General features: G+C 70.9%; 25 protein-coding genes. 5 read left to right on the top strand and 20 right to left on the bottom strand.

What is annotated here, in order from left to right:
• Positions 1–21: 21 nt before the first annotated feature.
• The 10 genes from AC54T1_RS09135 to AC54T1_RS09180 all read right to left on the bottom strand — a co-directional run bounded on the left by AC54T1_RS09135 (position 22) and on the right by AC54T1_RS09180 (position 10,379).
• Positions 22–387, bottom strand: a complete 366-nt coding sequence (locus tag AC54T1_RS09135) for a DUF202 domain-containing protein (protein WP_496911864.1) — start codon at positions 385–387, stop codon at positions 22–24.
• On the bottom strand, positions 384–761 hold the full coding sequence (locus tag AC54T1_RS09140; RefSeq protein WP_496911745.1) for a YidH family protein: 378 nt from the start codon (positions 759–761) through the stop codon (positions 384–386). The genes AC54T1_RS09135 and AC54T1_RS09140 overlap by 4 nt, the downstream gene beginning before the upstream one ends.
• Entirely contained in the window at positions 751–2,046 is a 1,296-nt protein-coding gene (locus tag AC54T1_RS09145; RefSeq protein ID WP_496911746.1) for a thymidine phosphorylase, read from the bottom strand. Before AC54T1_RS09145 ends, AC54T1_RS09140 begins: the two co-directional genes overlap by 11 nt.
• 2 nt (positions 2,047–2,048) lie before the next feature.
• Positions 2,049–2,465 (bottom strand): cytidine deaminase, encoded by a 417-nt coding sequence (locus tag AC54T1_RS09150; protein ID WP_484345101.1) that lies wholly within the window; start codon positions 2,463–2,465, stop codon positions 2,049–2,051.
• Complete coding sequence (locus tag AC54T1_RS09155) at positions 2,462–3,772, bottom strand: ABC transporter permease (RefSeq protein WP_496911747.1); 1,311 nt, start codon at positions 3,770–3,772, stop codon at positions 2,462–2,464. Before AC54T1_RS09155 ends, AC54T1_RS09150 begins: the two co-directional genes overlap by 4 nt.
• Entirely contained in the window at positions 3,769–5,061 is a 1,293-nt protein-coding gene (locus tag AC54T1_RS09160; RefSeq protein WP_484345099.1) for an ABC transporter permease, read from the bottom strand. The genes AC54T1_RS09155 and AC54T1_RS09160 overlap by 4 nt, the downstream gene beginning before the upstream one ends.
• Positions 5,058–6,641 carry an ABC transporter ATP-binding protein gene (locus AC54T1_RS09165; protein ID WP_496911748.1) on the bottom strand — a complete coding sequence of 528 codons (1,584 nt, stop codon included), beginning with the start codon at positions 6,639–6,641 and terminating at the stop codon, positions 5,058–5,060. The genes AC54T1_RS09160 and AC54T1_RS09165 overlap by 4 nt, the downstream gene beginning before the upstream one ends.
• A 118-nt stretch (positions 6,642–6,759) precedes the next feature.
• Positions 6,760–7,848: a BMP family lipoprotein gene (locus AC54T1_RS09170; protein ID WP_484345097.1), complete on the bottom strand. Its 1,089-nt coding sequence runs from the start codon at positions 7,846–7,848 to the stop codon at positions 6,760–6,762.
• Between the two features lie 138 nt (positions 7,849–7,986).
• Complete coding sequence (locus AC54T1_RS09175; RefSeq protein WP_496911749.1) at positions 7,987–9,261, bottom strand: amidohydrolase; 1,275 nt, start codon at positions 9,259–9,261, stop codon at positions 7,987–7,989.
• Positions 9,258–10,379: a mannose-1-phosphate guanylyltransferase gene (locus tag AC54T1_RS09180; RefSeq protein ID WP_496911750.1), complete on the bottom strand. Its 1,122-nt coding sequence runs from the start codon at positions 10,377–10,379 to the stop codon at positions 9,258–9,260. Before AC54T1_RS09180 ends, AC54T1_RS09175 begins: the two co-directional genes overlap by 4 nt.
• A 218-nt stretch (positions 10,380–10,597) precedes the next feature.
• Between AC54T1_RS09180 and sdhC the strand changes: the two genes are divergently transcribed.
• Genes sdhC through AC54T1_RS09200 form a run of 4 tightly spaced genes read left to right on the top strand, consistent with a single transcriptional unit; the run spans position 10,598 to position 14,082 of the window.
• On the top strand, positions 10,598–10,978 hold the full coding sequence (sdhC, locus tag AC54T1_RS09185; protein ID WP_484345094.1) for a succinate dehydrogenase, cytochrome b556 subunit: 381 nt from the start codon (positions 10,598–10,600) through the stop codon (positions 10,976–10,978).
• Positions 10,978–11,430: a succinate dehydrogenase hydrophobic membrane anchor subunit gene (locus AC54T1_RS09190; RefSeq protein WP_484345093.1), complete on the top strand. Its 453-nt coding sequence runs from the start codon at positions 10,978–10,980 to the stop codon at positions 11,428–11,430. The genes sdhC and AC54T1_RS09190 overlap by 1 nt, the downstream gene beginning before the upstream one ends.
• 52 nt (positions 11,431–11,482) lie before the next feature.
• Positions 11,483–13,318 carry a succinate dehydrogenase flavoprotein subunit gene (sdhA, locus tag AC54T1_RS09195; protein ID WP_484345092.1) on the top strand — a complete coding sequence of 612 codons (1,836 nt, stop codon included), beginning with the start codon at positions 11,483–11,485 and terminating at the stop codon, positions 13,316–13,318.
• Positions 13,318–14,082 carry a succinate dehydrogenase iron-sulfur subunit gene (locus AC54T1_RS09200; protein ID WP_484345091.1) on the top strand — a complete coding sequence of 255 codons (765 nt, stop codon included), beginning with the start codon at positions 13,318–13,320 and terminating at the stop codon, positions 14,080–14,082. The genes sdhA and AC54T1_RS09200 overlap by 1 nt, the downstream gene beginning before the upstream one ends.
• Positions 14,083–14,196: 114 nt before the next feature.
• Here the strand turns inward: AC54T1_RS09200 and AC54T1_RS09205 are convergent, their stop codons facing one another.
• From AC54T1_RS09205 to sigE, 6 genes are read right to left on the bottom strand one after another with little or no spacing between them, the layout of a single operon-like run.
• Positions 14,197–14,760: a 2'-5' RNA ligase family protein gene (locus tag AC54T1_RS09205; protein WP_484345090.1), complete on the bottom strand. Its 564-nt coding sequence runs from the start codon at positions 14,758–14,760 to the stop codon at positions 14,197–14,199.
• Positions 14,757–15,785: a tryptophan--tRNA ligase gene (gene trpS, locus AC54T1_RS09210; RefSeq protein ID WP_484345089.1), complete on the bottom strand. Its 1,029-nt coding sequence runs from the start codon at positions 15,783–15,785 to the stop codon at positions 14,757–14,759. Before trpS ends, AC54T1_RS09205 begins: the two co-directional genes overlap by 4 nt.
• Positions 15,786–15,828: 43 nt before the next feature.
• Entirely contained in the window at positions 15,829–16,173 is a 345-nt protein-coding gene (locus AC54T1_RS09215) for a twin-arginine translocase TatA/TatE family subunit (protein WP_496911751.1), read from the bottom strand.
• Positions 16,174–16,177: 4 nt separating this feature from the next.
• Positions 16,178–17,563: a S1C family serine protease gene (locus AC54T1_RS09220; RefSeq protein WP_484345087.1), complete on the bottom strand. Its 1,386-nt coding sequence runs from the start codon at positions 17,561–17,563 to the stop codon at positions 16,178–16,180.
• The gene (locus tag AC54T1_RS09225) at positions 17,560–18,564 is read right to left on the bottom strand and encodes a zf-HC2 domain-containing protein (RefSeq protein ID WP_484345086.1); all 1,005 of its coding nucleotides are present in this window, start codon (positions 18,562–18,564) and stop codon (positions 17,560–17,562) included. Before AC54T1_RS09225 ends, AC54T1_RS09220 begins: the two co-directional genes overlap by 4 nt.
• Positions 18,561–19,235, bottom strand: coding sequence for an RNA polymerase sigma factor SigE (gene sigE, locus AC54T1_RS09230; protein WP_496911752.1), 675 nt, complete (start codon positions 19,233–19,235; stop codon positions 18,561–18,563). The genes AC54T1_RS09225 and sigE overlap by 4 nt, the downstream gene beginning before the upstream one ends.
• 182 nt (positions 19,236–19,417) lie before the next feature.
• Here sigE and AC54T1_RS09235 point away from each other — a divergent pair, with 182 nt between their 5' ends.
• Entirely contained in the window at positions 19,418–20,050 is a 633-nt protein-coding gene (locus AC54T1_RS09235) for an O-methyltransferase (protein ID WP_484345405.1), read from the top strand.
• A gap of 146 nt (positions 20,051–20,196) precedes the next feature.
• On the opposite strand, the gene AC54T1_RS09240 is transcribed toward AC54T1_RS09235, so the two are convergent.
• From AC54T1_RS09240 to AC54T1_RS09255, 4 genes are all read right to left on the bottom strand, one after another.
• Positions 20,197–21,792: a leucyl aminopeptidase family protein gene (locus AC54T1_RS09240; RefSeq protein WP_484345084.1), complete on the bottom strand. Its 1,596-nt coding sequence runs from the start codon at positions 21,790–21,792 to the stop codon at positions 20,197–20,199.
• A gap of 2 nt (positions 21,793–21,794) precedes the next feature.
• The gene (locus tag AC54T1_RS09245) at positions 21,795–21,962 is read right to left on the bottom strand and encodes a DUF3117 domain-containing protein (RefSeq protein WP_083942151.1); all 168 of its coding nucleotides are present in this window, start codon (positions 21,960–21,962) and stop codon (positions 21,795–21,797) included.
• A gap of 166 nt (positions 21,963–22,128) precedes the next feature.
• Positions 22,129–23,064 carry a dihydropteroate synthase gene (gene folP / locus AC54T1_RS09250; RefSeq protein WP_484345404.1) on the bottom strand — a complete coding sequence of 312 codons (936 nt, stop codon included), beginning with the start codon at positions 23,062–23,064 and terminating at the stop codon, positions 22,129–22,131.
• Positions 23,065–23,096: 32 nt separating this feature from the next.
• Positions 23,097–23,939 (bottom strand): LOG family protein, encoded by an 843-nt coding sequence (locus AC54T1_RS09255; RefSeq protein WP_484345083.1) that lies wholly within the window; start codon positions 23,937–23,939, stop codon positions 23,097–23,099.
• Between the last annotated feature and the right edge of the window lie 30 nt (positions 23,940–23,969).

The raw sequence follows: 23,969 nt of genomic DNA on the forward strand, positions 1-23,969 counted from the left end.
TGGGTCCGGACCGCTCGGCACCTACGTGCCCCGGATCACCGCGACCACGGCGAGCGTCGCACCGAGCACCCCGAGCAGTGCGACGACGGTCGCCACCCGGACGAGGACCGGCCCGGTGCGCGGCTGGCGGCCGGCCCGGTGATCCGCCGCCGGATTGCGCCCGGGCGACCCACCCAGGAGCACGGCCCCCACGTAGCCGACCAGCCCCGCTGCCGCCACAGCGAGCCCGGGCGCCCCGGCGCGCAGCGCGGTGAGGGCGAGGACGAACGTCGCGCCGACCACACCCACGAGGGTCCGCTGCCATGCGAGCGCGGTGCGCTCGGGCTGGGCCCCCGGGGGCGGCTCCGGGCTCGTCGCGCCGCCCTCCCCGGGCCCGTCGCCGGTCAGAACGCCGCCGTGAGCGCGTAGCCGCCGAGCAGCACAGCCATGACGACGACGCCGGCCACGAGGACCGGCAGCGCACGCGGCGCCGGCAGCGGCGTGCGCGTGCGGAGCGCGATCTCGTTGCGCCGCCACGCGTGGACCGCGTAGAGCGCCACGACGCCGCCGGCGAGGCACACGACGGCCGCGACGACGTCGAGGAAGACCGAGAGGTCCGCGAACGTCGCGAAGGACGTGAGAGCAACCCCGCCCGCGACGAGGCCCAGGCCGGTGCGCACCCAGGCGAGAGCGGTCCGTTCGTTGGCGAGCGAGAACCGCGCGTCGGGCTCGTCCCCGACGTCGTAGACAGCAGCCGGACGTCGGGGGCGGTCAGTCGACACGGTCGATGAGGAGCGGTCGCGCGGCGACCGGCTCTCCCGTCGGGGCGATCCGGACGGCAGCCCGCGCGGACTCGAGCGCCCGCCCGAAGCGCTCCGGGGTGTCGGTGTGCAGGGTGAGCACCGGTTGTCCGGCGACGACGCGGTCGCCCGGCCGTGCGTGGATCTCCACACCGGCGCCCGCCTGCACGGGGTCCTCCTTGCGGGCGCGCCCGGCGCCCAGCCGCCAGGCCGCGAACCCGACCTCCAACGCGTCGAGGGACGCGAGCACGCCGTCGTGCGGCGCGAGCACCTGCTCGGTCTCCCGGGCGACCGGGAGCGGGGCCCGCGGGTCACCGCCCTGCGCGGAGATCATCCGCTCCCAGCGGTCCATCGCGCGACCGTCGGCGAGCGCGGCACGGACGTCGTCCGGGCTGGTCTCCCGGCCCGCACCGGCGAGCATCTCGACGGCCAGCGCCACCGTGAGCTCGACGACGTCGTCGGGCCCCCCGCCGGCGAGCACCTCGACCGACTCCCGCACCTCGAGCGCGTTGCCGGCGGTGAGGCCGAGCGGCGTCGACATGTCCGTGAGCAGGGCGACCGTGCGGACGCCGGCGTCGGTCCCCAGGTCCACCATGGTGCGGGCGAGCTCGCGCGCCGACGCCTCGTCCTTCATGAAGGCGCCGGAGCCCACCTTGACGTCGAGCACGAGCGCACCGGTGCCCTCCGCGATCTTCTTGCTCATGATCGACGACGCGATGAGCGGGATCGCCTCGACCGTCCCGGTGACGTCGCGCAGGGCGTAGAGCTTGCGGTCTGCGGGGGCGAGCCCTGAACCCGCCTGGCAGATCACCGCGCCGACGTCCTCGAGCTGCGCCATCATCTCGTCGTTGGTCAGCGCCGCGCGCCAGCCCGGGATCGACTCGAGCTTGTCGAGCGTGCCGCCCGTGTGCCCGAGGCCCCGGCCGGACAGCTGCGGGACGGCCACACCGAAGACGGCCACGAGCGGCGCGAGCGGCAGCGTGATCTTGTCCCCCACACCCCCGGTCGAGTGCTTGTCCGAGGTGGGCCGCGACAGGGACGAGAAGTCCATGCGCTCGCCGGAGGCGATCATGGCCGCGGTCCAGCGTGCGATCTCGGGCCGGGTCATGCCGTTGAGCAGGATCGCCATGTTGAGCGCCGCCATCTGCTCCTCGGCGACCGCGCCCCGCGTGTACGCGTCGATCACCCAGTCGATCTGGGCGTCGCTCAGTGCTCCCCCGTCGCGCTTGGTGCGGATGACGTCCACCGCGTCCAGTGCCTCAGCCATGGTCATGCCCTCCTCACGAGGTCGTCCGGCCCGAACGCGTCGGGCAGCACCTCGGTCATCTGCTTGATCCCGTTCACCGTCTCCACCTGAAGGTCGGCTCCCCCGTGCTCCCACAGGAGCTGGCGGCACCGACCGCACGGCATGAGGGTGCGCCCGTGCCCGTCGACGCAGGTGAAGGCGACGAGCCGGCCACCACCCGACGCGGCGAGCGCGGACACGAGCCCGCACTCGGCGCACAGCCCCACCCCGTAGGAGGCGTTCTCGGTGTTGCAGCCGACGACGACCCGTCCGTCGTCGACGAGTGCCGCGGCCCCCACAGGAAAGTGTGAGTACGGCACGTATGCCCGCGTCATGACGTCACGGGCGGCGGCGCGCAGGGCGTCCCAGTCGACGGGGGGCGGGGAGTCGGCGGTGGTCACTTGGTGTACGGGATCCCTTCTGCAGCGGGCGCCCGCACGCGGCCGACGAGGCCAGCGACAGCGAAGATCGTCGCGAGGTACGGCAGCATGGCCAGGAACTGGCTGGGGATGTCGGAGCCGACGACCCCGAGCGCGCTGCGCAGTGCCTCGGCGAAGCCGAAGAGGAGTGCGGCGAGGAACGCACCGCGCGGGCTCCACCGGCCGAGGATCATGGCCGCGAGGGCGATGAACCCCTTGCCCGCGGTCATCTCCTTCCCGAACGCCAGCCCGAGGGTCACGGTGAACGAGGCCCCGCCGAGACCGGCGATCGCCCCACCGAGCAGCGTGTTCCGCCACCGCGTGAGGTTGACCTTGATGCCGACCGTGTCCGCGGCCTTGGGGTGCTCGCCGACAGAGCGCATCCGCAAGCCCCACCGGCTGCGGAACACCATCACCTGCAGGACCACGACGAAGGCGAACATGAGGTAGACGAGGATCGTCTGGCGGAAGAGCATGGGCCCGAGGACGGGGATCTGCGACAGCAGGGGGATCTCGATGACCGGCAGGCGCGGCGGAGAGTTCCATGTCGACGAGTTGGCCTTGAGGACCGTCGAGAACAAGAAGCTCGTCACGCCGGCGACGAGGACGTTGAGGACGACACCCACGATGATCTGGTCGACCCGGTAGGTGATCGCGAACCACGCGAGAAGGACGGCGACGGCCGCACCCGCGACGGGGGCCGCGACAAGCCCCGCGTAGGGGTTCGACGCGAGAGTCGCGACGACGGCCGCCGTGAACGCCCCCGCCAGGAGCTGGCCCTCGATCGCGATGTTGATGATGCCCGACCTCTCGCACACGAGGCCCGCCATCGCACCGAAGGCGAGCGGGATCGCGATGAAGATCGTCTGCGACAGCAGCAGCGGCACGGGAAGCGACTGTGCCGACCCCGCACCTGCCCACACGAGGAACGCGAGGACGACGGCCACCCCGAAGGTCACCGGCAACCACGCGCCGGTGCGCCGGTGCCGGCTGGCCTCGAAGGCCGAGTACGCCGCCAGGAGGAGTCCCAGCACGGACAGCACGATCGCTGTCGCGCGGGCGGCGACGGTCAGCGGGGCGAGCTGGACGACGTCGCTCGCGCTCGCGAGCGTGAACGTCGTCGAGTCACCAGCCGGCGAGCCGAGCCCGAACAGCACGAGGCTCGCGAGCGCGACGACCGCGTAGCCCGCAGACGGACCCCACGACACGCGCGGTTCGACCTCACCCGTGAGCGTCCCGTGCGTGGCCTTGCCCGGCGGGACGGACGGGGACTTCGTCGTCGCGCTCACGCTGCGACCTCCTTCGAGAGCCGGACGGACGAGCCCGGGGCGGGCAGCCGGAAGATCGCACGGACCAGCGGAGGCGCAGCGATGAGCAGGACGATGAGCGCCTGCACGACGAGGACGATGTCGATCGGTGTGCCGCTCGCGGTCTGCATGAGCGGCGAGCCTGCTCGCAACGCACCGAACAGTGTTGCGGCGAGGACCGTGCCGAGCGGACGGGAACGCCCGAGGAGGGCGACCGTGATCGCGTCGAAACCGATGGAACCGGCGACGCCGTCCTGGAGGACGCCCTCGGTGCCAAGCACCTGTGACACTCCGCCCATCCCGGCGAGGCCCCCCGCGACGAGCATGACCGCGAGGTACACGGACGGCACGGAGATCCCCGCCGTCCGGGCGGCGTCAGGGTTCTCACCCACGGCCCGGAACTTGAAGCCCCACGTCGAGCGCTCCATGAGCCACCAGGTGCCGACCGCGGCGAGGATGGCGAGGATCCAGCCCGCGTGCAGTCGGAACGAACCTCCGAGAAGCCCGACGAACATCGCCGAGTCCTCGAGGCGGGGCGAGATCGGGTTGTTGCTGCCGGGCCGCTTGAACGCCGTCGTCGACAGCAGGTACGACATGAGGAACACGGCGACCGAGTTGAGCATGATCGTCACGATGACCTCGTTGGCGTCGAACCGCGCCTTGAGGTAACCCGCGATGCCCCCCCACAGAGCGCCAGCCATGAGGCCGCCGACGACGGCGAGGATCACGTGCACGACGCCCGGCAGATCGAACGCGAACCCGATGTACGCCGCGCCGATCGCACCAAGGACGACCTGGCCCTGCGCACCGATGTTGAACAGCCCGGACCGGAAGCCGATGCCGATGCCGAGACCCGCGAAGATGAGCGGGACCGAGGCCGTGAGCGTCTCCGTGATCGGTTTGAACATGCGTTGCGTCGTCGAGGCCTGCGGATCGAAGACAGCGCCGCGGAACAACGACGAGTACGCGCCCCACACGGAGTCCCACACGGCTGTGAAGAAGTCGCTCGGCCGGGCGAAGACGTATCCCGCCGTGCGCTGGACGTCGCTGTCCGCGGCCGCGACCAGGACGGCCGCGAGCGCGAGCGCAGCGACGACGGCGAGGACGACGACGGCGGAGCTGCTCTCGAGGATCTCTCGGACCATCGAGCGCGGCGCGGCTGCGCCCTTCTCGGTCGTCGCGCCGGGGGCCCCGGGAACGGTCTCGGTCACGGCGGTGCCCTCGGCGTCGTGGGGCGCCCCGGCACTCTGGCTGGGTCGGGGGTCGGTCACGGGGAAACCTCCGGGATGCTGCCGGGCGCGGCATCGGCCTGGCTGAGGAGCGTGGTGTGCTTGGCGGCCTCTGCCCGGGCCGCGTCGAGCGAGAGCCCCGCCATCATGAGCCCGAGGACGTCGCGTGACGTGTCACCCGGGACGATCCCGACGATCGAGCCGCGGTACATGACCGCGATCCGGTCGGCGAGGGCGAGCACCTCGTCGAGCTCGGTCGAGACGATGATGACGGCCGTCCCGTGGTCGCGCTCGGCGACGATCCGCCGGTGCACGAACTCGATCGACCCGACGTCGAGGCCACGCGTGGGCTGCGACGCGACGAACAGCTGCAGGGGGCGCGACATCTCGCGGGCGAGGACGACCTTCTGCTGGTTCCCGCCGGACAGCGTGCTCGCCGCGTCCTTCGGCGACGCGGCGCGGACGTCAAACTCCTTGACGTACTTGGTGGCGTTCGCGGCGACGGCGTCGCGGTCGAGGGCGGCGCCGCGGGCGAAGGGCGCCTTGTCGTGCAGGTCGAGGATGAGGTTCTCCTCGATGGAGAACGACGTGATGAGCCCGTCCTTGCTGCGGTCCTCGGGCACGAACCCGACGCCTGCGGAGAGCACGTCGCGGATGGAGCGCCCGAGGAGCTCGGTCCCGCCGAGGCGGATGCTGCCCGTCGCGTCGCGGTGCATGCCGAGGATCGTCTCGGTGAGCTCGGTCTGACCGTTTCCCTGGACCCCTGCGACGGCGAGGATCTCTCCCGACGCCACCTCGAACGACACGTCGTCGAGGAGCGTCTCGTCAGACGAGCCACGCAGTGCCAGCCGGGACACGACGAGGCGTGTCTCGGCGGGCTTGGCGGGCGTCTTGTCGGTCGTCAGGTTGACGCTGCGTCCGACCATGGCGGACGCGAGCTCCATCTCGGACGCGGTGGGGTCGGCGGAGCCGACGACCGTGCCACGTCGGATGACCGTGATGCGGTCCGCGACGGCGCGGACCTCGCGAAGCTTGTGGGTGATGAAGACGATGGACGTCCCCGCAGCCTTGAGCTGACGCATGATCTCGATGAGCTCGTCGGTCTCCTGCGGCGTGAGCACCGCGGTCGGCTCGTCGAGGATGAGGACCTTCGCATCGCGGGAGAGGGCCTTGATGATCTCCACGCGCTGCTGGGCTCCGACCGGCAGGTCCTCGACGAGGGCGTCGGGATCGATCTGGAACCCGAAGCGGTCCGAGATCTCCCGGACGAGCGCGCGGGCCTTCTTCAGGTCGATGAGACCGCCCTTGACGGGCTCGTGCCCGAGGACGACGTTCTCGGCGACCGTGAACACCGGCACGAGCATGAAGTGCTGGTGCACCATGCCGATCCCTGCGGCCATCGCATCACCGGGGCCGGCGAAGGTGCGCGGCTCGTCGTCGACGAGGATCTCCCCGTCGTCGGGGTCGTACAGGCCATACAGGACGTTCATGAGCGTGCTCTTGCCCGCCCCGTTCTCGCCCAGCAGGGCATGGATCTCCCCGGGTTCCACGACGAGGTCGATGTGGTCGTTGGCGATCAACGACCCGAAGACCTTGGTGATCCCCCGCAGCTCCAGCTTCATCCCGGTGAGTCCTTCACGTCGATCGGGTGGACGGCCACTCTTCCATTGTGCCGTCGCGGTGCGGACGAACGAGCGGGTGGCCCCTGGCGTCGTGCCAGGGACCACCCGCCGGTGTGGATCAGTCGACCGGAGTCGCACTCACGGACTCGACGACGAGGTCGCCGTCGATGATCTGCTGCTCGAGCACGTCGAGCTGCTCCTGGAGCTCGGCCGGCACGGCCGACTCGAGGTCGTGGAACGGGGCGAGCGAGACGCCACCGTTCGCGAGGGTGCCGACGTAGGGCTCAGGGTCGAACGAGCCCTCGGAGGTCGACGAGACGACGTCGAAGACGGACTGGCCGATCTCCTTCATGACGGACGTGAGGATGATGCCCTGGTACTGCGCGAGCTTCTCCTGCTCGTAACCGTCCGAGTCCACCCAGATGACCTTGACGCCCTCGTGCTGGCTGGCGGACGCGAGCGCGCCCTCACCGACCGGCCCGGCGACGGGGAGGATGACGTCCGCCCCCTGCGAGATGAGCAGGTCGGCCTTCGTGGCGCCCACGCTGATCTCCTCGAAGGTCTCCGTGAACTCGCCGGACTGCGCGTCCTTGTCCCAGCCGACGACCGTGACGGCCGTGCCGTTGTCCTCGTTGTACTTCGCGACACCGTCGACGAAGCCGTCCATGAAGATCGTCACCGACGGGTACGGCTGGCCGCCGAACGTGCCGACCACGCCGGTCTCGGAGACGCCCGCGGCGAGGTACCCGGCGAGGAACGCAGCCTCCTGCGTGTTGAACAGCAGCGGCTTGACGTTGTCACGGACGGGGTCGACGCCCGAGTCGATGAGCGCGAAGCGCTGCTCGGGGTTCGCGTCCGCAGCCTCAGCGGTCGCGTCGGCGAGGTTGAAGCCGACCGTCACGATGAGGTCGCAGTTCGCCTGGACCATCGAGTCGACGTTCTGCGTGTACTGGCCCGCGTCGGTGGACTCCGCGAACTGGACGTCGATGCCCAGCTCCTCCTCAGCGCGCTCCAGACCGCTGAATCCCGACTCGTTGAACGAGTTGTCGTCGAATCCGCCGAAGTCGGACACCATGCACCCGGTGAAGTCGCCAGCTGCAGATGTTCCGTCGGACCCGCTCGTGTCCTCGTCGGGGGCGTCAGCGCACGCGGTCAGGGTGAGCGCGGCGGCGGCGCCCATCGCAGCGATGCGGGCAAGTGTCTTCACGTGGAGCTCCTGTGGTCTGGTCGAGAGAGATCGCCCTGGGTCTTCCAGGTACGCAGGAATGCGCCTAGACCTGGTTCGGTGACCCGTGCGCGCTCACCATACGACCCCGGGTGTGAACATCTCGTTACTGAAGGGTAACTACGCGAGTTCGTTACGAAAGCGCAAGGTTGGTCTGCGCTCTGACACACCGGGTCCCGCGTTTCGAGATGCCGCAGCGCCGCCCGCCGCCGCCACCTCCGAGAGCAGGAGGACGCCCACGGAGATCGCCTGCTCGTCGACGCGCAGGTCCCCCTGGTGGATGTCGTACGTGCGGCCGCCCGGGGTCCGCGTCCCCAGCCGTGCCATCGCACCGGGGACCTTCGTGAGGTACCAGGCGAAATCCTCCCCACCGAGCGACTGCTCGGTGAGGACGACCGACCCCTCGCCGAGCATCTCGCGCGCCGAGCGCTCGAGCGTCGTCGTGCAGGCCGTGTCGTTCTCGACCGGTGGCACGCCCCGCTGGTGGTGCACCTCGACCTCCACGCCGTAGGGCTCGGCGACCTGCCGGACCGCGTCGTGCAGCACCTGTGCGGCGCGCTCCCACGCACGCACGTCGAGACAGCGCAGCGTCCCGCGCAGCAGTCCGCTCATGGGTATCGCGTTGGGCGCCGCCCCGGCCTGCACCGCGCCCCACGTGAGGTTGACGCCCGACCGCGGGTCGAGCCGGCGCCCGAGGACGGCCGGGACCTGGGTGATGATCTGCCCGAGCACGTACACGAGGTCACCCGTGAGGTGCGGCCGCGACGTGTGCCCGCCCCTCGAGGTCGCGTGCACCGTGACCTCGTCGGACGCCGAGGTGATGGGACCGATCCTCGTCCCGATCTTCCCGACGTCGAGCTTCGGGTCGCAGTGCAGGGCGTAGATCTCGCCGACGCCGTTGAGACCACCCTGGTCGAGGACCTCCAGGGCACCGCCCGGCTGGACCTCCTCCGCGGGCTGGAAGATGAGTCGCACAGGTTGGTGCAGCTCACCGGCGGCATGCAGCCTGGCGAGCACGAGGCCCACGCCGAGCACGATGGTCGTGTGCACGTCGTGGCCGCACGCATGGGCGACGCCGCGGACCGTCGAGGCGAACTCGACGCCGGAGGTCTCCGGCAGCGGAAGGGCGTCGATGTCCGCCCGGACCGCGATACGTCGGCGTCCGGAGCCTGCGGCGCCGGGCCCGATGTCACAGGTCAGGCCACTGCCGTTCAAGAGCCTGGGCTCGAGCCCCGCCTGCCGCAGCCGCGCCGCGAGGAGCGCCGTCGTCCGGAGCTCCGCCCGCGCGACCTCGGGGTGCGCGTGGATGTCGCGGCGGATCCCGACGAGCTCGTCGATGATCTCGTCCGTGAGGTCCGCGATGCGTGCGCGCAGCGACTCCTGCTCACCGGTCACAGGAGCTCGTCCAGACCGCGATCACGCAGCTCGGTGACGACGTCCTTGACCTGCTGCGCCCGGGCGCGTGTCGTGACGAGCAGCGCGTCCGGGGTGTCCACGACGACGACGTCGTCGAGCCCGAGGATCGTCACCACCCGACCTGCCGCGGGGACCACCACCGACCCCGCGCTCTGGATCCGCACGACAGCGCCGTCGTCGCCGAGCACCTTCGAGCCCGCCTCGTCCGCGGCAGGCAGCAGCGCGGCGAGGGAGTTGAAGTCCCCGACGTCGTCCCAGCCGAACGACCCGGGGACGACGACGACGCCACCGGCGGCCGCGACCGGCTCTGCCACGGCGTGGTCGATCGCGACCTTCTCCAGGCCCGGCCACACGCGGGCGACGACCGCCGCGCGCTCCGGCGTGTCCCAGGCGGCCGCGATCGTCCGGATGCCGTCGTGCAGGGCGGGGCGCTCCCGGGCGAGGTGGTCGAGGAGCACCGAGGCGCGAACGAGGAACATGCCGGCGTTCCAGCGGTACTCGCCGGTGGCGAGGTAACGCTGGGCCGTCGTCGCGTCGGGCTTCTCCGTGAACCCGACGACGTGCAGGGCGCTCGGCGCCCCGGCAAGACCGAGCGGAGCCCCGGAGTGGATGTAGCCGAACGCCGTCGACGGGCGGGAGGCAGCGATGCCGATCGTCACGACGTACCCCTCCTCCGCGGCGAGCACACCCTCACGGACGGCCTGCTCGAAGGAATCCTGGCCGGTGATGACCTGGTCGGCGGCGAAGGAACCGAGGACCACGTCGCCGTGCCGCTGGGCGAGCACCGCCGCAGCCAGACCGATCGCCGCCATCGAGTCCCGCGGCGACGGTTCGGTGAGGATGTTGGCGGCGTCGAGCGCGGGCAGCTGCTCGGAGACCGCTGCGGCGTGCGCCTCCCCGGTGACGACGACGACCCCCTGGGCGAGCGCACCCACCCGGTCCACCGTCGCCTGGATGAGCGAGCGCCCCGAACCGGTGAGGTCGTGCAAGAACTTGGGCGCGCCGGACCGCGACAGCGGCCACAGCCGGGTTCCTGCGCCCCCCGCGGGAATCACTGCGTAGAAGTTCGGGAGGGCGGGCTCACGGGTCGGGGACATGGCACGAGCATAATCACCGGCTCGCCGCCCGGCCGTCGATCCTGTGGAGTGCATCACAAACGACGAGCGCCACACGCGAACTCCCGCCCTGCGGGCGCAACCATGGCGCAACAGTCACTACAGTGAAGAGGTCAGACGGATCTGGTCGACGACGCCCAGAGACTTCCGTGGAGAACCGGACACAGGTCCGACGCTATGAACAGCCCAGGAGGCGCCCAGTGCCCAGTGCACCCGCTGGCACGTTGTACCGCGGCCGCGAAGGTATGTGGTCCTGGGTCGCGCACCGCGTGACCGGCGTGCTCATCTTCTTCTTCCTGCTCGTGCACGTCCTCGACACCGCACTGGTACGGGTCTCACCGGAGGCCTACAACGCCGTGATCGGCACGTACCAGACGCCCATCATGGGCCTCGGAGAGGCCGGCCTCGTCGCGGCGATCGTGTTCCACGCCTTCAACGGTATCCGCATCATCCTCGTGGACTTCTGGGCCAAAGGTCCGCAGTACCACCGAGCGATGCTCTGGACCGTCGTCGGCCTCACACTCGTCACCATGGCCGCGTTCCTGCCGCGCCACCTCATGAACGTCTTCGGGGAGCACTGATGGCCGCCGCACCTGCGCTGACGAACCCGCGCGACTCCTACAAGCGCGTCAAGAGCACGCGCTCGAACTTCGAGCTGTACGGCTGGGTCTTCATGCGGGCCTCCGGCGTCGTCCTGCTCGTCCTCATCTTCGGCCACCTCTTCGTCAACCTCATGATCGGCGACGGCGTGAACGCGATCGACTTCGCGTTCGTCGGCGGCAAGTGGACGTCGCCGTTCTGGCAGATGTGGGACCTGCTCATGCTGTGGTTGGCAATGATGCACGGCACGAACGGGGTGCGCACGATCATCAACGACTACGCGGAGCGTGACGGTGTCCGGCTCGCGCTGAAGATCGCCCTCTACGTGTCCTTCGTCGTCGTGACCGTGCTCGGCACGCTCGTGATCTTCACGTTCAGCCCGTGCCCGGTCGGCGCACCTGCCGACCTGCTCCCGTCCGTCTGCACGTCCTGAGCCACCGCTCGACCCCCTGACCCACCCTCTCGTCACAGGAGACCTCGACCCGATGCAGACCCATCAGTACGACGTCGTGATCGTCGGCGCAGGAGGCGCCGGGATGCGCGCTGCCCTCGAGTCCTCCGGCGAGGTCCGCACGGCCGTGATCTCCAAGCTCTACCCGACGCGCTCCCACACCGGCGCGGCGCAGGGCGGCATGTGTGCCGCGCTCGCCAACGTCGAGGAGGACAACTGGGAGTGGCACACGTTCGACACGGTCAAGGGCGGCGACTACCTCGTCGACCAGGACGCCGCAGAGATCATGGCCAAGGAGGCGATCGACGCCGTCCTCGACCTCGAGCGGATGGGGCTGCCCTTCAACCGCACACCTGAGGGACGTATCGACCAGCGCCGCTTCGGCGGGCACACCCGCAACCACGGCGAGGCCGCCGTCCGCCGCTCCTGCTACGCCGCGGACCGCACCGGCCACATGATCCTCCAGACGCTCTACCAGCAGTGCGTCAAGCAGGACGTGGAGTTCTTCAACGAGTTCTACGTCCTCGACCTGCTCGTCGACCACGACCTCTCCGAGGGCCACGTGCCCGACGGCGAGGAGGTCAACGTCACCGGCGTCGTGGCGTACGACCTCGCCACCGGCGAGATCCACATCTTCCAGGCGAAGGCGATCATCCTCGCCACCGGCGGTGCCGGGAAGATCTTCAAGACGACGTCGAACGCGCACACCCTCACCGGCGACGGCATGGCGCTGGCGCTGCGCCGCGGGTTCCCGCTCGAGGACATGGAGTTCTTCCAGTTCCACCCGACAGGCCTCGCCGGCCTGGGGATCCTCCTGTCCGAGGCCGCTCGCGGCGAGGGCGGCATCCTCCGCAACGGTGACGGTGAGCGCTTCATGGAGCGCTACGCCCCGACCATCAAGGACCTCGCGCCGCGCGACATCGTCGCGCGCTCGATGGCGAACGAGGTCCGTGAGGGCCGCGGGGCAGGCCCGAACAAGGACTACATCCTCCTCGACCTCACGCACCTCGAACCGGCGCACATCGACGCCAAGCTCCCCGACATCACCGAGTTCGCCCGCACGTACCTCGGCATCGAGCCGTACACCGAGCCGGTGCCCGTGTACCCCACCGCGCACTACGCGATGGGTGGGATCCCCACCAACGTCGACGCCGAGGTGCTGCGCAACAACACCGACGTCGTGCGCGGCCTCTACGCCGCCGGCGAGGTCGCCTGCGTCTCCGTCCACGGCTCGAACCGTCTGGGGACCAACTCGCTCCTCGACATCAACGTCTTCGGCAAGCGCGCCGGTCGCGCGGCTGCGAAGTACGCCAAGACGGCCGTCTACCGGGACATCGCGCCCGACGCGGCCGACCCGGTGGTCGCCCAGCTCGACGACATGCGCGGACGCCCCACGGGCGAGCGCGTCGCGGACATCCGGACCGCGCTCCAGGAGACGATGGACCGCAACGCCCAGGTGTTCCGCACGGAGGAGTCACTCCGCGAGGCGCAGGCGGACATCCGCGAGCTCCAGCGTCGCTACAAGAACGTGTCCGTCCAGGACAAGGGCCGGCTGTTCAACACGGACCTCCTCGAGGCGATCGAGCTGGGCTTCCTGCTCGACATCGCGGAGGTCGTCGTCGTCGGAGCGCTCAACCGGAAGGAGTCCCGCGGGGGCCACTTCCGCGAGGACTACCCCGAGCGCGACGACGCCAACTGGATGCTCCACACCATGGCCTACCGCCGCCCGCTGGGTGACACCGAGGTCGAGAGCGCCGACGGAACTGCCGGTGTCTTCACCGAGCAGAGTGAGTTCGACAATTACAAGGTCGTGCTGGGCGGAAAGCTCGTCACACAGACCAGGTACGAGCCGATGGAGCGTAAGTACTGATGACAGCCACCGCCGAGAAGGCCCCGGAGACCACCGTCGGAGCGATCCCCAGCTTCGAGGTGACCCTCCGGGTGCGCCGCTACTCCCCCGAGTCCGCCCACGGCGACGAGGCGTACTGGGACGACTTCACCGTCACGGCCTACGGCACGGACCGTGTGCTCGATGCGCTCCACAAGATCAAGTGGGAGCACGACGGGTCGCTGACGTTCCGCCGCTCCTGCGCGCACGGCGTCTGCGGGTCTGACGCCGTCCGGATCAACGGACGCAACCGCCTCGCCTGCAAGACGCTCCTCAAGGACGTCAACCCGGACAAGCCGATCCTCGTGGAGCCGATCAAGGGCCTGCCCGTGATCAAGGACCTCGTCGTGGACATGGAGCCGTTCTTCGCGTCCTACCGCGAGATCATGCCGTTCCTCATCACCTCCGGCAACGAGCCGAGCAAGGAGCGCCTCCAGTCGGCCGAGCAGCGCGAGCGGTTCGACGACACGACGAAGTGCATCCTCTGCGCCGCGTGCACGTCCTCCTGCCCCGTCTTCTGGACCGACGGGCAGTACTTCGGCCCCGCGGCGATCGTCAACGCGCACCGGTTCATCTTCGACTCCCGCGACGAGGGCTCCGAGCAGCGGCTCGAGATCCTCAACGACAAGGAAGGCGTGTGGCGCTGCCGCACGACCTTCAACTGCACCGAGGCGTGCCCCCGGGGCATCGAGGTCACCAAGGCCATCAAAGAGGTCAAGCAGGCGATGATCACCCGCGCCTTCTGAGCTCGCGGGGGGGCGATGACCGTCCCCACAGACGACGAGAGGCCCGCAACCACCCGGTTGCGGGCCTCTCGTCGTCTGCGTCGGCGCGGAGGTTCTGCCAGCGGGACACCCTCGTCAGCGGGTGGCTTCCTGTGTGCCGGCCGGCTGCAGCGGGAAGCGCCGCACGGGACGCCAGACGTTGTCGTCGCCGTGCTCGTAGAGCGAGATGAAGTCCACCGAGAACGTCGCCTCGTAGTCCGCCATCGCCTCGAAAGCGGTGTCGAGCGCCGTGTCCGGCACCTCGTGGGCGACCGTGACGTGCGGGTGGTAGTTGAACCGGAGGGACTGCTCGAGCGGGCCGGACCGGACCGCCTTCTCGAGCGCCTCGCACTCCGAGATCCCCTGGGCCACCTGGACGAAGACGACAGGCGACACCGGCCGGAACGTGCCGCTGCTGCGCAGTCGCACGACGAACGCCGACACGTCGCGCACGACACTCTCGAGGTGGGCGTGCACGCCTTCGAAGGCCTCGGGCTCGACGATGGTGGGCCCGAGCAGGGTGATGTGCGGGGGGATGAGGTCGGCGAGCGGGTCGCCGAACCGCCGACGGGCCTTCTGCAGCTCGGGGCCGTACGGCTCGGGCACCTCGATGGCCACACCCACCCTGCGCTGGTCGCCCACCCGCTCGGGGAGGTTCACCGCGCGCGCCCAGGTGCGGGGATGAGTCCGACGCGGTCGTAGATCCGGGCCAGCGTGACGCTCGCGAGGTCCCGGGCCTTGTCGGCGCCACGAGCGAGGATCGTGTCGAGCTCCGCCGGGTCGGAGAGGTAGTGCGAGACGCGCTCCTGGAACGGCGTGACCAGGGCGACGACGAGGTCCGCGAGGTCGACCTTGAGGTTGCCGTACTGCAGGCCGGCGTACTGCTCCTCGAGCTGGGCGATCGTCCGACCGCTGAGCGAGGAGTAGATCGTCAGCAGGTTCGCGATGCCAGGCTTGTTCTCCGGGTCGAACACGATCTCCGAGCCCGCGTCGGTCACGGCAGACCGGATCCGCTTGGCCGTCACCTTGGGGTCGTCGAGCAGCCACACGGTGCCCTTGCCGGTCGACGACTTGCTCATCTTCGCCGTCGGCGCCTGGAGGTCGTAGACCTTCGCTGCGCCCTTGACGATGTGCGCCTCCGGGACCACGGCGGTGCCCTCTCCGAACCTGCTGTTGAGCCGCTCTGCCAGGTCCCGGGTGATCTCGAGGTGCTGCCGCTGGTCCTCTCCGACCGGCACGAGCGCCGTGTCGTACAGAAGGATGTCCGCTGCCATGAGCACCGGGTACGTGAAGAGACCGACCGTGGTGTTGTCCGCACCCTGCTTCGCCGACTTGTCCTTGAACTGGGTCATCCGGCTGGCCTCGCCGAACCCCGTCTGGCAGGACAGGATCCACGCGAGCTCCGTGTGCTCCGGGACGTGCGACTGGAGGAACAACGTCGAGCGGTCCGGGTCGACGCCGCCGGCGAGGTACTGCGCCAGCGTGCGGCGCGTGCGCTCGCGCAGCTTGTCCGGGTCCGGGTTCACCGTGAGTGCATGGAGGTCGACGACGCAGTACAACGCGTCGTACGAGTCCTGGAGGGCCACCCACTGGGTGAGTGCACCGATGTAGTTGCCCAAGGTCAAGGAGTCGTCGGTGGGCTGCATCCCTGACAGGATCCTGGGTCGCGACGCGTCGTTGGGCATGAATGCCATTCTGGCAGCATCGAGCGGCATTGCCGAATCGTTGTCAGGTCGCCTCGACGTCGAACGGGGCGGGTGCGCCGGGCGCCAGGACCGGCTGGGCCACCGGCTGTGCCGGACGCGACGGTGGGGGCGGCGGCTCGTCGAGCAGGGCGTCGCGGACGATCCGGCGCGGGTCGTAACGGCGGGGGTCGAGCTGGGACCAGTCGACGTCCGCGATCTCGGGACCGAGCTCCTCGGAGACCTTCACCTTGGCCTCGCCGAGCAGCGCCCGTCCCTTCCGGACGAGGACGCCGAGCTGTTCCGCGTACCGCGGGAGACGTTCCGGCCCGATGACGAGGACCGCGATGACGAGCAGGACGACGAGCTCGCCCCCGTTGACTCCGAACACCGGTCTACTCGCTCGTGGCCTTGTCGAGCACGATCGAGACGTCCTGCTCACCGCTCCCCGAGCGCACGCGCAGGACGACCGTGTCCCCCGGCGCCTTGGCGCGGATCGCGACGATGAGCTCGTCGGACTGCGTCACCGGCCGCCCGTCGATCTCGAGGATGACGTCGCCCGGCTCGAGCCCCGCGTCAGCGGCCGGGCCGTCCGGCGTCACCGGCTCCTGGCCGTCCTGGACGTCCGTGACGACCTGGACGCCCTCGCCGTCGTACGCCGGGTCGAGGAGGACACCGATGATCGGGTAGCTCGCACTGCCCGTCTCGATGATCTCCTCGGCCGTCCGCTTGGCCTGGTTCGAGCCGATGGCGAACCCGAGCCCGATGTTGCCGGACGCCACCATCTGGCCCGGCGGCTGGGCGATGGCGGAGTTGATGCCGATGACGTTCCCCGACGCGTCGACGAGCGGGCCGCCGGAGTTGCCGGGATTGATGGCGGCGTCCGTCTGGAGCGCGTTGATGAAGGCGGTGTCCCCCGTGTCACCTGCGGACACCGGGCGGTTGAGCGCGCTGATGATCCCGGACGTCACGGTGCCGTCGAGTCCCAGCGGGGCTCCGATCGCGATGACGGGGTCGCCGACCATCACGGCGTCGGAGTCACCGAGCCCGAGCGGCGTGAGGCCCGTGAGGTCCACCTGGATGACGGCGAGGTCGTAGTCCGCGGTCCGGCCGACGAGGGTCGCTTCCTCCTCGCTGCCGTCGGAGAACGTCACCCGGATCGTGCCCGAGGGCACAGCGCCGGCGATCACGTGGTTGTTCGTGAGGATGTATCCGTCCTCACGGATGACGAACCCGGAACCCGTCCCCTGGCCGTCCGCCCCGCTCACCCTGATCGAGACGACGCTCGGACCCACGGTCGCGGCGATGTCCGCGATCGATCCGTCCGGGCGCGTGAGGTCGGGATCGGCGACGACGGACGGCAACGAGCCGTCGGTGGGGCGCCCGTCGAGCGCGTCGACGATCCGCGGTGCGACGACTCCTCCGAGCGAACCCAGGACGAGTGCACCGAGGAGCACCATCGCCACGAATCCCGCTCGTCCGCGGTGCTGCGGCTCCGAGCCGCCCGCGACGCCCGGGTGACCCGCGGCACCGGGCTGGAGGGCGAACGGGTCCCACCCGGCGTCGGTGTCTGCGTCGACCCGGTGCTGCGGCTGCGGGTTCGTCTGCCACTGCGGCGCGGTGTGTCCGCCGGGCGGTGCGGGCTCGGCGACGACGGGCTCGTACCGCCGAGGGGCATAGGACGGGGTGGGCGCCCCTGGCGGGAGCGGGACGGGCGGCACGGGGCGCGCCTGCGGGGTCGGCTCCGGCGAGCTCGGCGGCACAGGACCGGTATCGGTCACGAGAGTCCTCCTGTCAGCGACGACCAGCCGCGCACGAGCTGCGCCTGGACCCTCGTGTCGTACTCGTCGACTGAGAACGACGAGATCAGTTCTAGCACGTTCGCCAACGATGTCTCCGCGACGAGGTCGACGACCGTGTCCCCCGACTGCCACACCACGTGCAGCGGGGCGTCGGAAAGGATGTAGACCGGCGCGTCGTGCACGGTCGCCGTCGCGGCGCCCTCGACCGAGCTGGGATCGAGCCGACCCTTCTGCTCGCGCACGACGGCACGGCCGACGGGGCTCTCCAGGTCGAGCTCGAGCACGGACGCGTCGTGGCCACCCACCCGGACGGCGGCGACACTCACGCCGGCTGGTAGCTCGACAGGACACTCCCACCCGTCCGAACGCACCCATGCCAGGGCGTCAGCGTCCGTGCCCGGCCCGGACAGCGCCTCGTCGAACCCGATGGTCCGCACGACCGTCGACGAGTCGCTGGCTGAGCCCGGTGCCGGGGCGGCCGCGAGCACCGACAGCGCCGCGGACGGCACCCGGTCCGGCACGACGACGGGCCGCTGCCCGAGCACGAACAGGCCGGAGGCGGCGACACCCGACGCGACGAGCGCGGTCCCAGCGCCCCAGGCAGCCCACCGGGAGCGAGCGGTGCGGTGCACCTCTCCCCCGAGCGCCCCGCCGCTCGGGAGCCGGCGCGGAGCGCGATCACGCAGCTCGGCGTGGTCACCCCGCAGCGCCCCGCTCTGCGAGCGCCCGCTGTGCGGCGGGGGGATTCGCGCCGCCGACTGCGCGTCCCCCTCCAGGGCGAGCAACCTGGTCATGAAGCTCGGGTCCGGGACGATGCGCGGCAGGTCGACCGACAGTGCACGCCTCGCGGCGCGCGCGTCACGCACCTCGTCGGCGCACCGCGGGCACCGGGCGACGTGGGCCAGAGCCCGCTCGTGCGTCGCCGGGTCGAGCTCGCCGTCGACGAGCTGCGACACCTTGCTGCCGAGGTGCCCGTTCATCCCGCCACCCCGAGAGCGGCCGCGGGCGCATCGTCACGGGGGGACCGAGGAGCTCTGTCGGCGAGGAGCATCCGCAGCTGCGAGCGTGCCCGGTGGATCCTGGAGCGCACCGTCCCGAGCTTGATACCGAGGGTCACCGCGATCTCCTCGTACGAGAGTCCTTCGATGTCGCACAGCACCACGGCGGCGCGGTACTCCGGCGCCAGGCTGTCGAGCGCGCGCTGGATGTCGTGATCGAGGTTGGCGTGCTCGAACCCACGGACCGGGTCGTGCAGGTCCCCGCGCGCAGGAACCTGCATGTCGGTCTCCCCCATCGCGTCCATCCGGATCCGCTGCTTGCGCCGGACGTGATCGAGGAAGAGGTTGGTGGTGATGCGGTGCAGCCAGCCCTCGAACGTCCCGGGCGTGTAGCTGTGCAGCGACCGGAAGACCCGGACGAACACCTCCTGCGTGAGGTCCTCGGCGTCGTGCTGGTTGCCCGTGAGGCGGTACGCGAGCCGGTACACCCGCCCGGAGTGCTCACGGACGATGGACTCCCACGTGGGTGGCTCCCAGGTGTCCCCGGTGACTGCGTCCCCCGCCCCGCCGACGTCGACAGCACCGTCCTGCACAGCCACGGCCCCCGCAGGGCTGCTCACTGGCACGGACGGGGGGTGCGACGACTCCTGCATGGCGTGATTCTCCCAGGCCACGGCGCCGTCTGTCGCACTCGCGGGCGAACTTTCACGCAGAGCACACACGGGCACCACGACGGACGCCGCACATCGGCGTGCACCGGTAGCATTCGGCTGGGGCGTGGGGGTCTGCGCGCCCCTCCCGCTCTGCTCGACCACTCGTCCGCCTGGAGGACATCATCTGTGCTGACAAGGCCCGCTCCTGGGCGTACGCCGAGGACTTCATCGTCGAGGACGACGTCCTGCTCGGCGCCAGGGAACGCGCCGCACAGCTGGGCTGCCCGTCGATCCTGCCGGGTGCTGGTGCAGCACTGAGCGTCCTCGCCGCTGCCGTCGGCGCCCGGGCGGTGGTCGAGATCGGCACCGGGGCCGGCGTCGCGAGCCTGTGCCTCCTGCGGGGTATGCGTGAGGACGGCGTGCTGACGACGATCGACCTCGAGGTCGAGCACCAACGCGCCGCGAAAGAGGCCTTCACCGAGGCGGGGATCCGACCCACCCGGACCCGGACCATCTCCGGCCGCGCGCTCGACGTGCTGCCGCGGCTCACGGACGGGGCCTACGACCTCGTCCTCGTCAGCGCCGGCAAGCCCGACTACCCCGCCTATGTCGAGCAGGCGCTGCGGCTCCTGCGACCCGGAGGCCTCCTCGTGCTCGACAACGCCCTCCTCCACGGGCAGGTGGCCGATCCCGCGCGACGGGACGCGCTCACGACGACCGTCCGCGAGGTGGGGCGGCAGCTGCGCGACGACGAGCGTGTCGTCCCCGCCCTGCTCCCCACGGGCGACGGGCTCCTCGTCGCCGTGCGGCGCTGACCGAGCACGGATCGACGTCGCCGGAGGCTCGTCCGACCGTGACGGCGCCCGTCCGACCGTGACGGCGCCCGTCCGCGACTGACCGGACGGTCACGCGACCGGACGGTCACCCGGCCGGACCCTGACGCAGCGAGCCGCGCGGGGTCTCAGCGCAGGGACTCGAGGTAGCTCAGGACGAGCCGCGCCCCGAACCCCGTCGCGCCCTTGGGCACCTCGTGTGCTGCTGTGCCGGAACGGGCCGGCCCCGCGATGTCGAGGTGCGCCCAGCGGCGCGCGCCGACGAACTCCCGGAGGAAGAGCGCAGCCGTGATCGACCCGCCTCCGGGCGGGGACTCCGGCACGTGCCGCAGGTCGGCGACCGACGAGGTGAGCGCTGGGACGTACTCCTCGACGAGCGGCATGTGCCACACCTGCTCCCCGGTCCGCTCAGCGGCCGCCACGAGCGCGGCGACGAGCTCCTCGTCGCCGCTGTACAGCGCCGCGTGCCCCCGACCGAGCCCGAGCGTCGCCGCTCCTGTGAGCGTCGCGACGTCGATGAGGATGTCGGGGTCGAGCTCGGCGTCGGCGTACGCGAGAGCGTCGGCGAGCACGAGCCGGCCCTCGGCGTCCGTGTCGGCGATCTCGACGCTCCGCCCTCCGCCGAGCACGACGACGTCTCCCGGTCGGTAGGCCGCGGACCCCACCTGGTTCTCGGCGAGTGCGAGGACGGCGGTGACCCGGTGCGGCAGCCGCGCGTGCGAGGCGCCGAGCACCGCCGCGAGCGCGACCGCCGCACCGGCCATGTCCGTCTTCATCGGGACCATGGCCGCACGTGGCTTGATGGAGAGCCCACCTGTGTCGTAGGTGATGCCCTTTCCCACGACGACGACGTGACGGGGCGTGCGGCCGCGCGGTTCGTCGAACGGGTCGTAGGTGACCGTGACCAGCCGGGGCTCGTGAGCTGACGCGCGCCCGACGGCGAGGAGTCCGCCGAGACCTGCCGCCTCGAGCTCGCGCGCCCCGAGGACGCGGACGTCGAGCCCTTCACCGTCCGCCAGCTCGCTCGCCCGCTGCGCGAACCATTCCGGGGTCTTGACGTTGGACGGCACCGTGGTGAGGTCGCGGGTGAGCCACGTGGCGCGCGCGGCCCGGGCGGCGGCGTCGAGCGTGCTCTGCCGCGTCCGGCCGAGCATCACCAGCTGCTCGGCCGGAGGCGGCCCGGCTGGTGTCGCCGCGTAGCTCGCCGGTCGGTGCGCGCCGAGGAGGTACCCCTCGACGAAGGCCCGGGCGGTGGCGGCGTCCGACGAGCTCGCGATCGTGGTGACCACCCGCTCGAGGCCCCGCGTCGCACGTGCCAGTGCCGCACCGGCGCGCCGCAGGTCCCGGGGCGACTCGTGACCGAGGCCCACGAGGATGACCCGGGACGGAAGGCCCGCCCAGGGCAGCACCGCAGCGGAGCGGCGATGAGGCTTGGGCAGGTCGACCGTGTGCGTGGTGCCGGACGCTGCACGGAACGCCGATCGGCTCGCGAGCTCTGCGAGGTCGATGCCGTAGCGCGTCGCTGCGTCGACGGCACCGTCCCGCGGTTGCAGCTCGTCGTCGCCGTCGACAGGCGCCGCGACGCCGACAGCGACCGCGTCGACGTCGCTCTCCTCGAGGAAGGTGCAGTCGCGCAGCCGCCCAGCGGCGACCACGACCTCGGGGAGGACGCGGTCGAGACGCGCAGCGATCTCCGGGACGCCAGGAACGGCGGACCGGGGCATGCTCAGCCGACGACGGCCTGGAGCGCCTCGCCCAACTCGCTCGCCTCGACCGCGTTGAGCTCGACGACAAGTCGACCGCCACCCTCGAGCGGGACGCGCATGACGATCCCGCGTCCCTCCTTGGTGACCTCGAGCGGTCCGTCACCCGTCCGTGGCTTCATCGCAGCCATTCGTGGCTCTCCATTCGATCGGTACCGCCGGTAGTCTCGAGGAGATTCTAGTTCACGCGGAAAGGGCTTCGTGCCCCACGTCACTCCGGCACGTCGTGTCATCGCTGAGCGGCGCGGGTCGTCGGCCGCGTGACGGGCCCGGTCGCGGCACGGCGCCAGCCGCGTGCTACGTCTCGGTCCCCCGTCGCGCCAGCCGCGGCGGAAGGTCGCCGCGCACCACCGCCAGCATGTCGAGCACCCTGCGTGTCGCCCGCACGTCGTGCGCACGGAACACGCTCGCGCCCAGCCAGGCGGCGACCGCGGTCGCTGCAAGGGTTCCCTCGAGCCGCTCGTCCGCGGGAAGGTCGAGGGCCTCGCCGACGAAGTCCTTGCGCGAGAGCGCCATGAGGAGGGGGAACCCCGTCGCTGCGAGCCTGTCGGTGCGGCGCAGCACCTGGAGCGACTGCGCAGTCGTCTTCCCGAAGTCGTGGGTGGGGTCGACGAGGATCGACTCGCGTCGCACACCGCAGCGCAGCGCCCGTCCGGCTGCGCTCTGCAGGGTCTGGAGGACGTCGAGCACGACCCCGTCGGCAGGATCGGTCCCCGCCGGGGATCCGGGTGGGACGGGGTACGCACCCGGGAACGTGTCCGTGCGTGGTGTCCCACCGCCCGTGTGCGAGCAGACGACACCGATGCCGAACTCCGCGGCGACCTCGACGAGCCGGGGGTCGTGACCCGCCCAGGTGTCGTTGAGCAGGTCCGCACCAGCGGCCGCGACCTCGCGGGCGACCTCGGACCGCCAGGTGTCGACGCTGACGAGCAGGTCGGGGAACTCTCGCCGGACCTGCTCGACGAACGGGACGACGCGGCGGATCTCCTCCTCCACAGAGACGTCCGGGCCGACACCGGCCCGGACGCCACCGATGTCGACGAGCTCCGCGCCGTCCTCCAGCGCGCGCTCCACCGCGGTCATCGCCGCGTGGTCGTCCAGGTGCCGCGCGCCCGAGTAGAACGAGTCCGGCGTCCGGTTGACGATCGCCATGATCGCCGCAGCACCCGCGCCCACGGTCCGGCCACGCAGCACGAGGGCAGGCGCACGAGGCGGTGCCACGAACGGCTCCATGCCTCTCCCGGGATGCTCACCGACGTCCGGCGTCACGCGGACGTCCGCTCCTTCGCCTGGGGGTCTCCTGGCTTTCCGGCCACCTCGTGCGCCAGCTCTGCGACCGCTGCCGCCTCGCGGGCACGGAGCTCGGCGTTGTGCTCGGACACGATCCGCACGGCCTCGTCGGGGTCGTCGACCACCCGCAGGAGGTCGAGGTCCTTCTCGCTGATCATCCCGCGGCTCAGGACGGACGTCCGGAGCCAGTCCACGAGCCCGTTCCAGTAGTCGGACCCGACGAGGACGATGGGGAACTCGGTGACCTTCTGCGTCTGGACGAGGGTCATGGCCTCGAACAGCTCGTCGAACGTGCCGAACCCGCCGGGCAGCACGACGAAGCCTGTCGCGTACTTGACGAACATCGTCTTGCGGGCGAAGAAGTAGCGGAAGTTGACGCCGAGCTCGACGTACGCGTTCATCCCCTGCTCGAACGGCAGCTCGATCCCGAGACCGACCGAGAGTCCGCCCGCCTCCTGCGCGCCCCTGTTGGCGGCCTCCATGATGCCCGGCCCGCCGCCGGTGATGACGGCATACCCGTGCTCCGCGAGCCCGCTGCCGACCCGTCGACCCAGCTCGTAGTCCGGATGGTCGCGCGGCGTGCGCGCGGAGCCGAACACGCTCACCGCCGGCCCCACCTCCGCGAGCGCCCCGAACCCCTCGACGAACTCGCTCTGGATCCTCAGCACCCGCCAGGGGTCTCCGTGCACCCACTCGGCGCTGCCGCTGTTGTCGAGCAGCCTCTGGTCCGTCGTCTCGTGCGGGATCTGCTTGCCCCGCAGCACGACGGGTCCCCTGCGGTACCCCACTCCGGCCTCTGCCACTCCCTCATCAGTCATAGGGCCGAGGGTATGTCCGTGCGGCGACGG

This window comes from Sanguibacter sp. Z41_6 (assembly GCF_059621145.1).

Coding starts and splice junctions, on each gene's coding strand:
- AC54T1_RS09145 (WP_496911746.1), bottom strand. CDS start 2,046: ATGGCTGAGGCACTGGACGCGGTGGACGTCATCCGCACCAAGCGCGAC.
- AC54T1_RS09165 (WP_496911748.1), bottom strand. CDS start 6,641: ATGAAGCTGGAGCTGCGGGGGATCACCAAGGTCTTCGGGTCGTTGATC.
- AC54T1_RS09180 (WP_496911750.1), bottom strand. CDS start 10,379: ATGTCCCCGACCCGTGAGCCCGCCCTCCCGAACTTCTACGCAGTGATT.
- AC54T1_RS09190 (WP_484345093.1), top strand. CDS start 10,978: ATGGCCGCCGCACCTGCGCTGACGAACCCGCGCGACTCCTACAAGCGC.
- sdhA (WP_484345092.1), top strand. CDS start 11,483: ATGCAGACCCATCAGTACGACGTCGTGATCGTCGGCGCAGGAGGCGCC.
- AC54T1_RS09200 (WP_484345091.1), top strand. CDS start 13,318: ATGACAGCCACCGCCGAGAAGGCCCCGGAGACCACCGTCGGAGCGATC.
- trpS (WP_484345089.1), bottom strand. CDS start 15,785: ATGCCCAACGACGCGTCGCGACCCAGGATCCTGTCAGGGATGCAGCCC.
- AC54T1_RS09225 (WP_484345086.1), bottom strand. CDS start 18,564: ATGAACGGGCACCTCGGCAGCAAGGTGTCGCAGCTCGTCGACGGCGAG.
- sigE (WP_496911752.1), bottom strand. CDS start 19,235: ATGCAGGAGTCGTCGCACCCCCCGTCCGTGCCAGTGAGCAGCCCTGCG.
- AC54T1_RS09240 (WP_484345084.1), bottom strand. CDS start 21,792: ATGCCCCGGTCCGCCGTTCCTGGCGTCCCGGAGATCGCTGCGCGTCTC.
- AC54T1_RS09245 (WP_083942151.1), bottom strand. CDS start 21,962: ATGGCTGCGATGAAGCCACGGACGGGTGACGGACCGCTCGAGGTCACC.
- folP (WP_484345404.1), bottom strand. CDS start 23,064: ATGGAGCCGTTCGTGGCACCGCCTCGTGCGCCTGCCCTCGTGCTGCGT.
- AC54T1_RS09255 (WP_484345083.1), bottom strand. CDS start 23,939: ATGACTGATGAGGGAGTGGCAGAGGCCGGAGTGGGGTACCGCAGGGGA.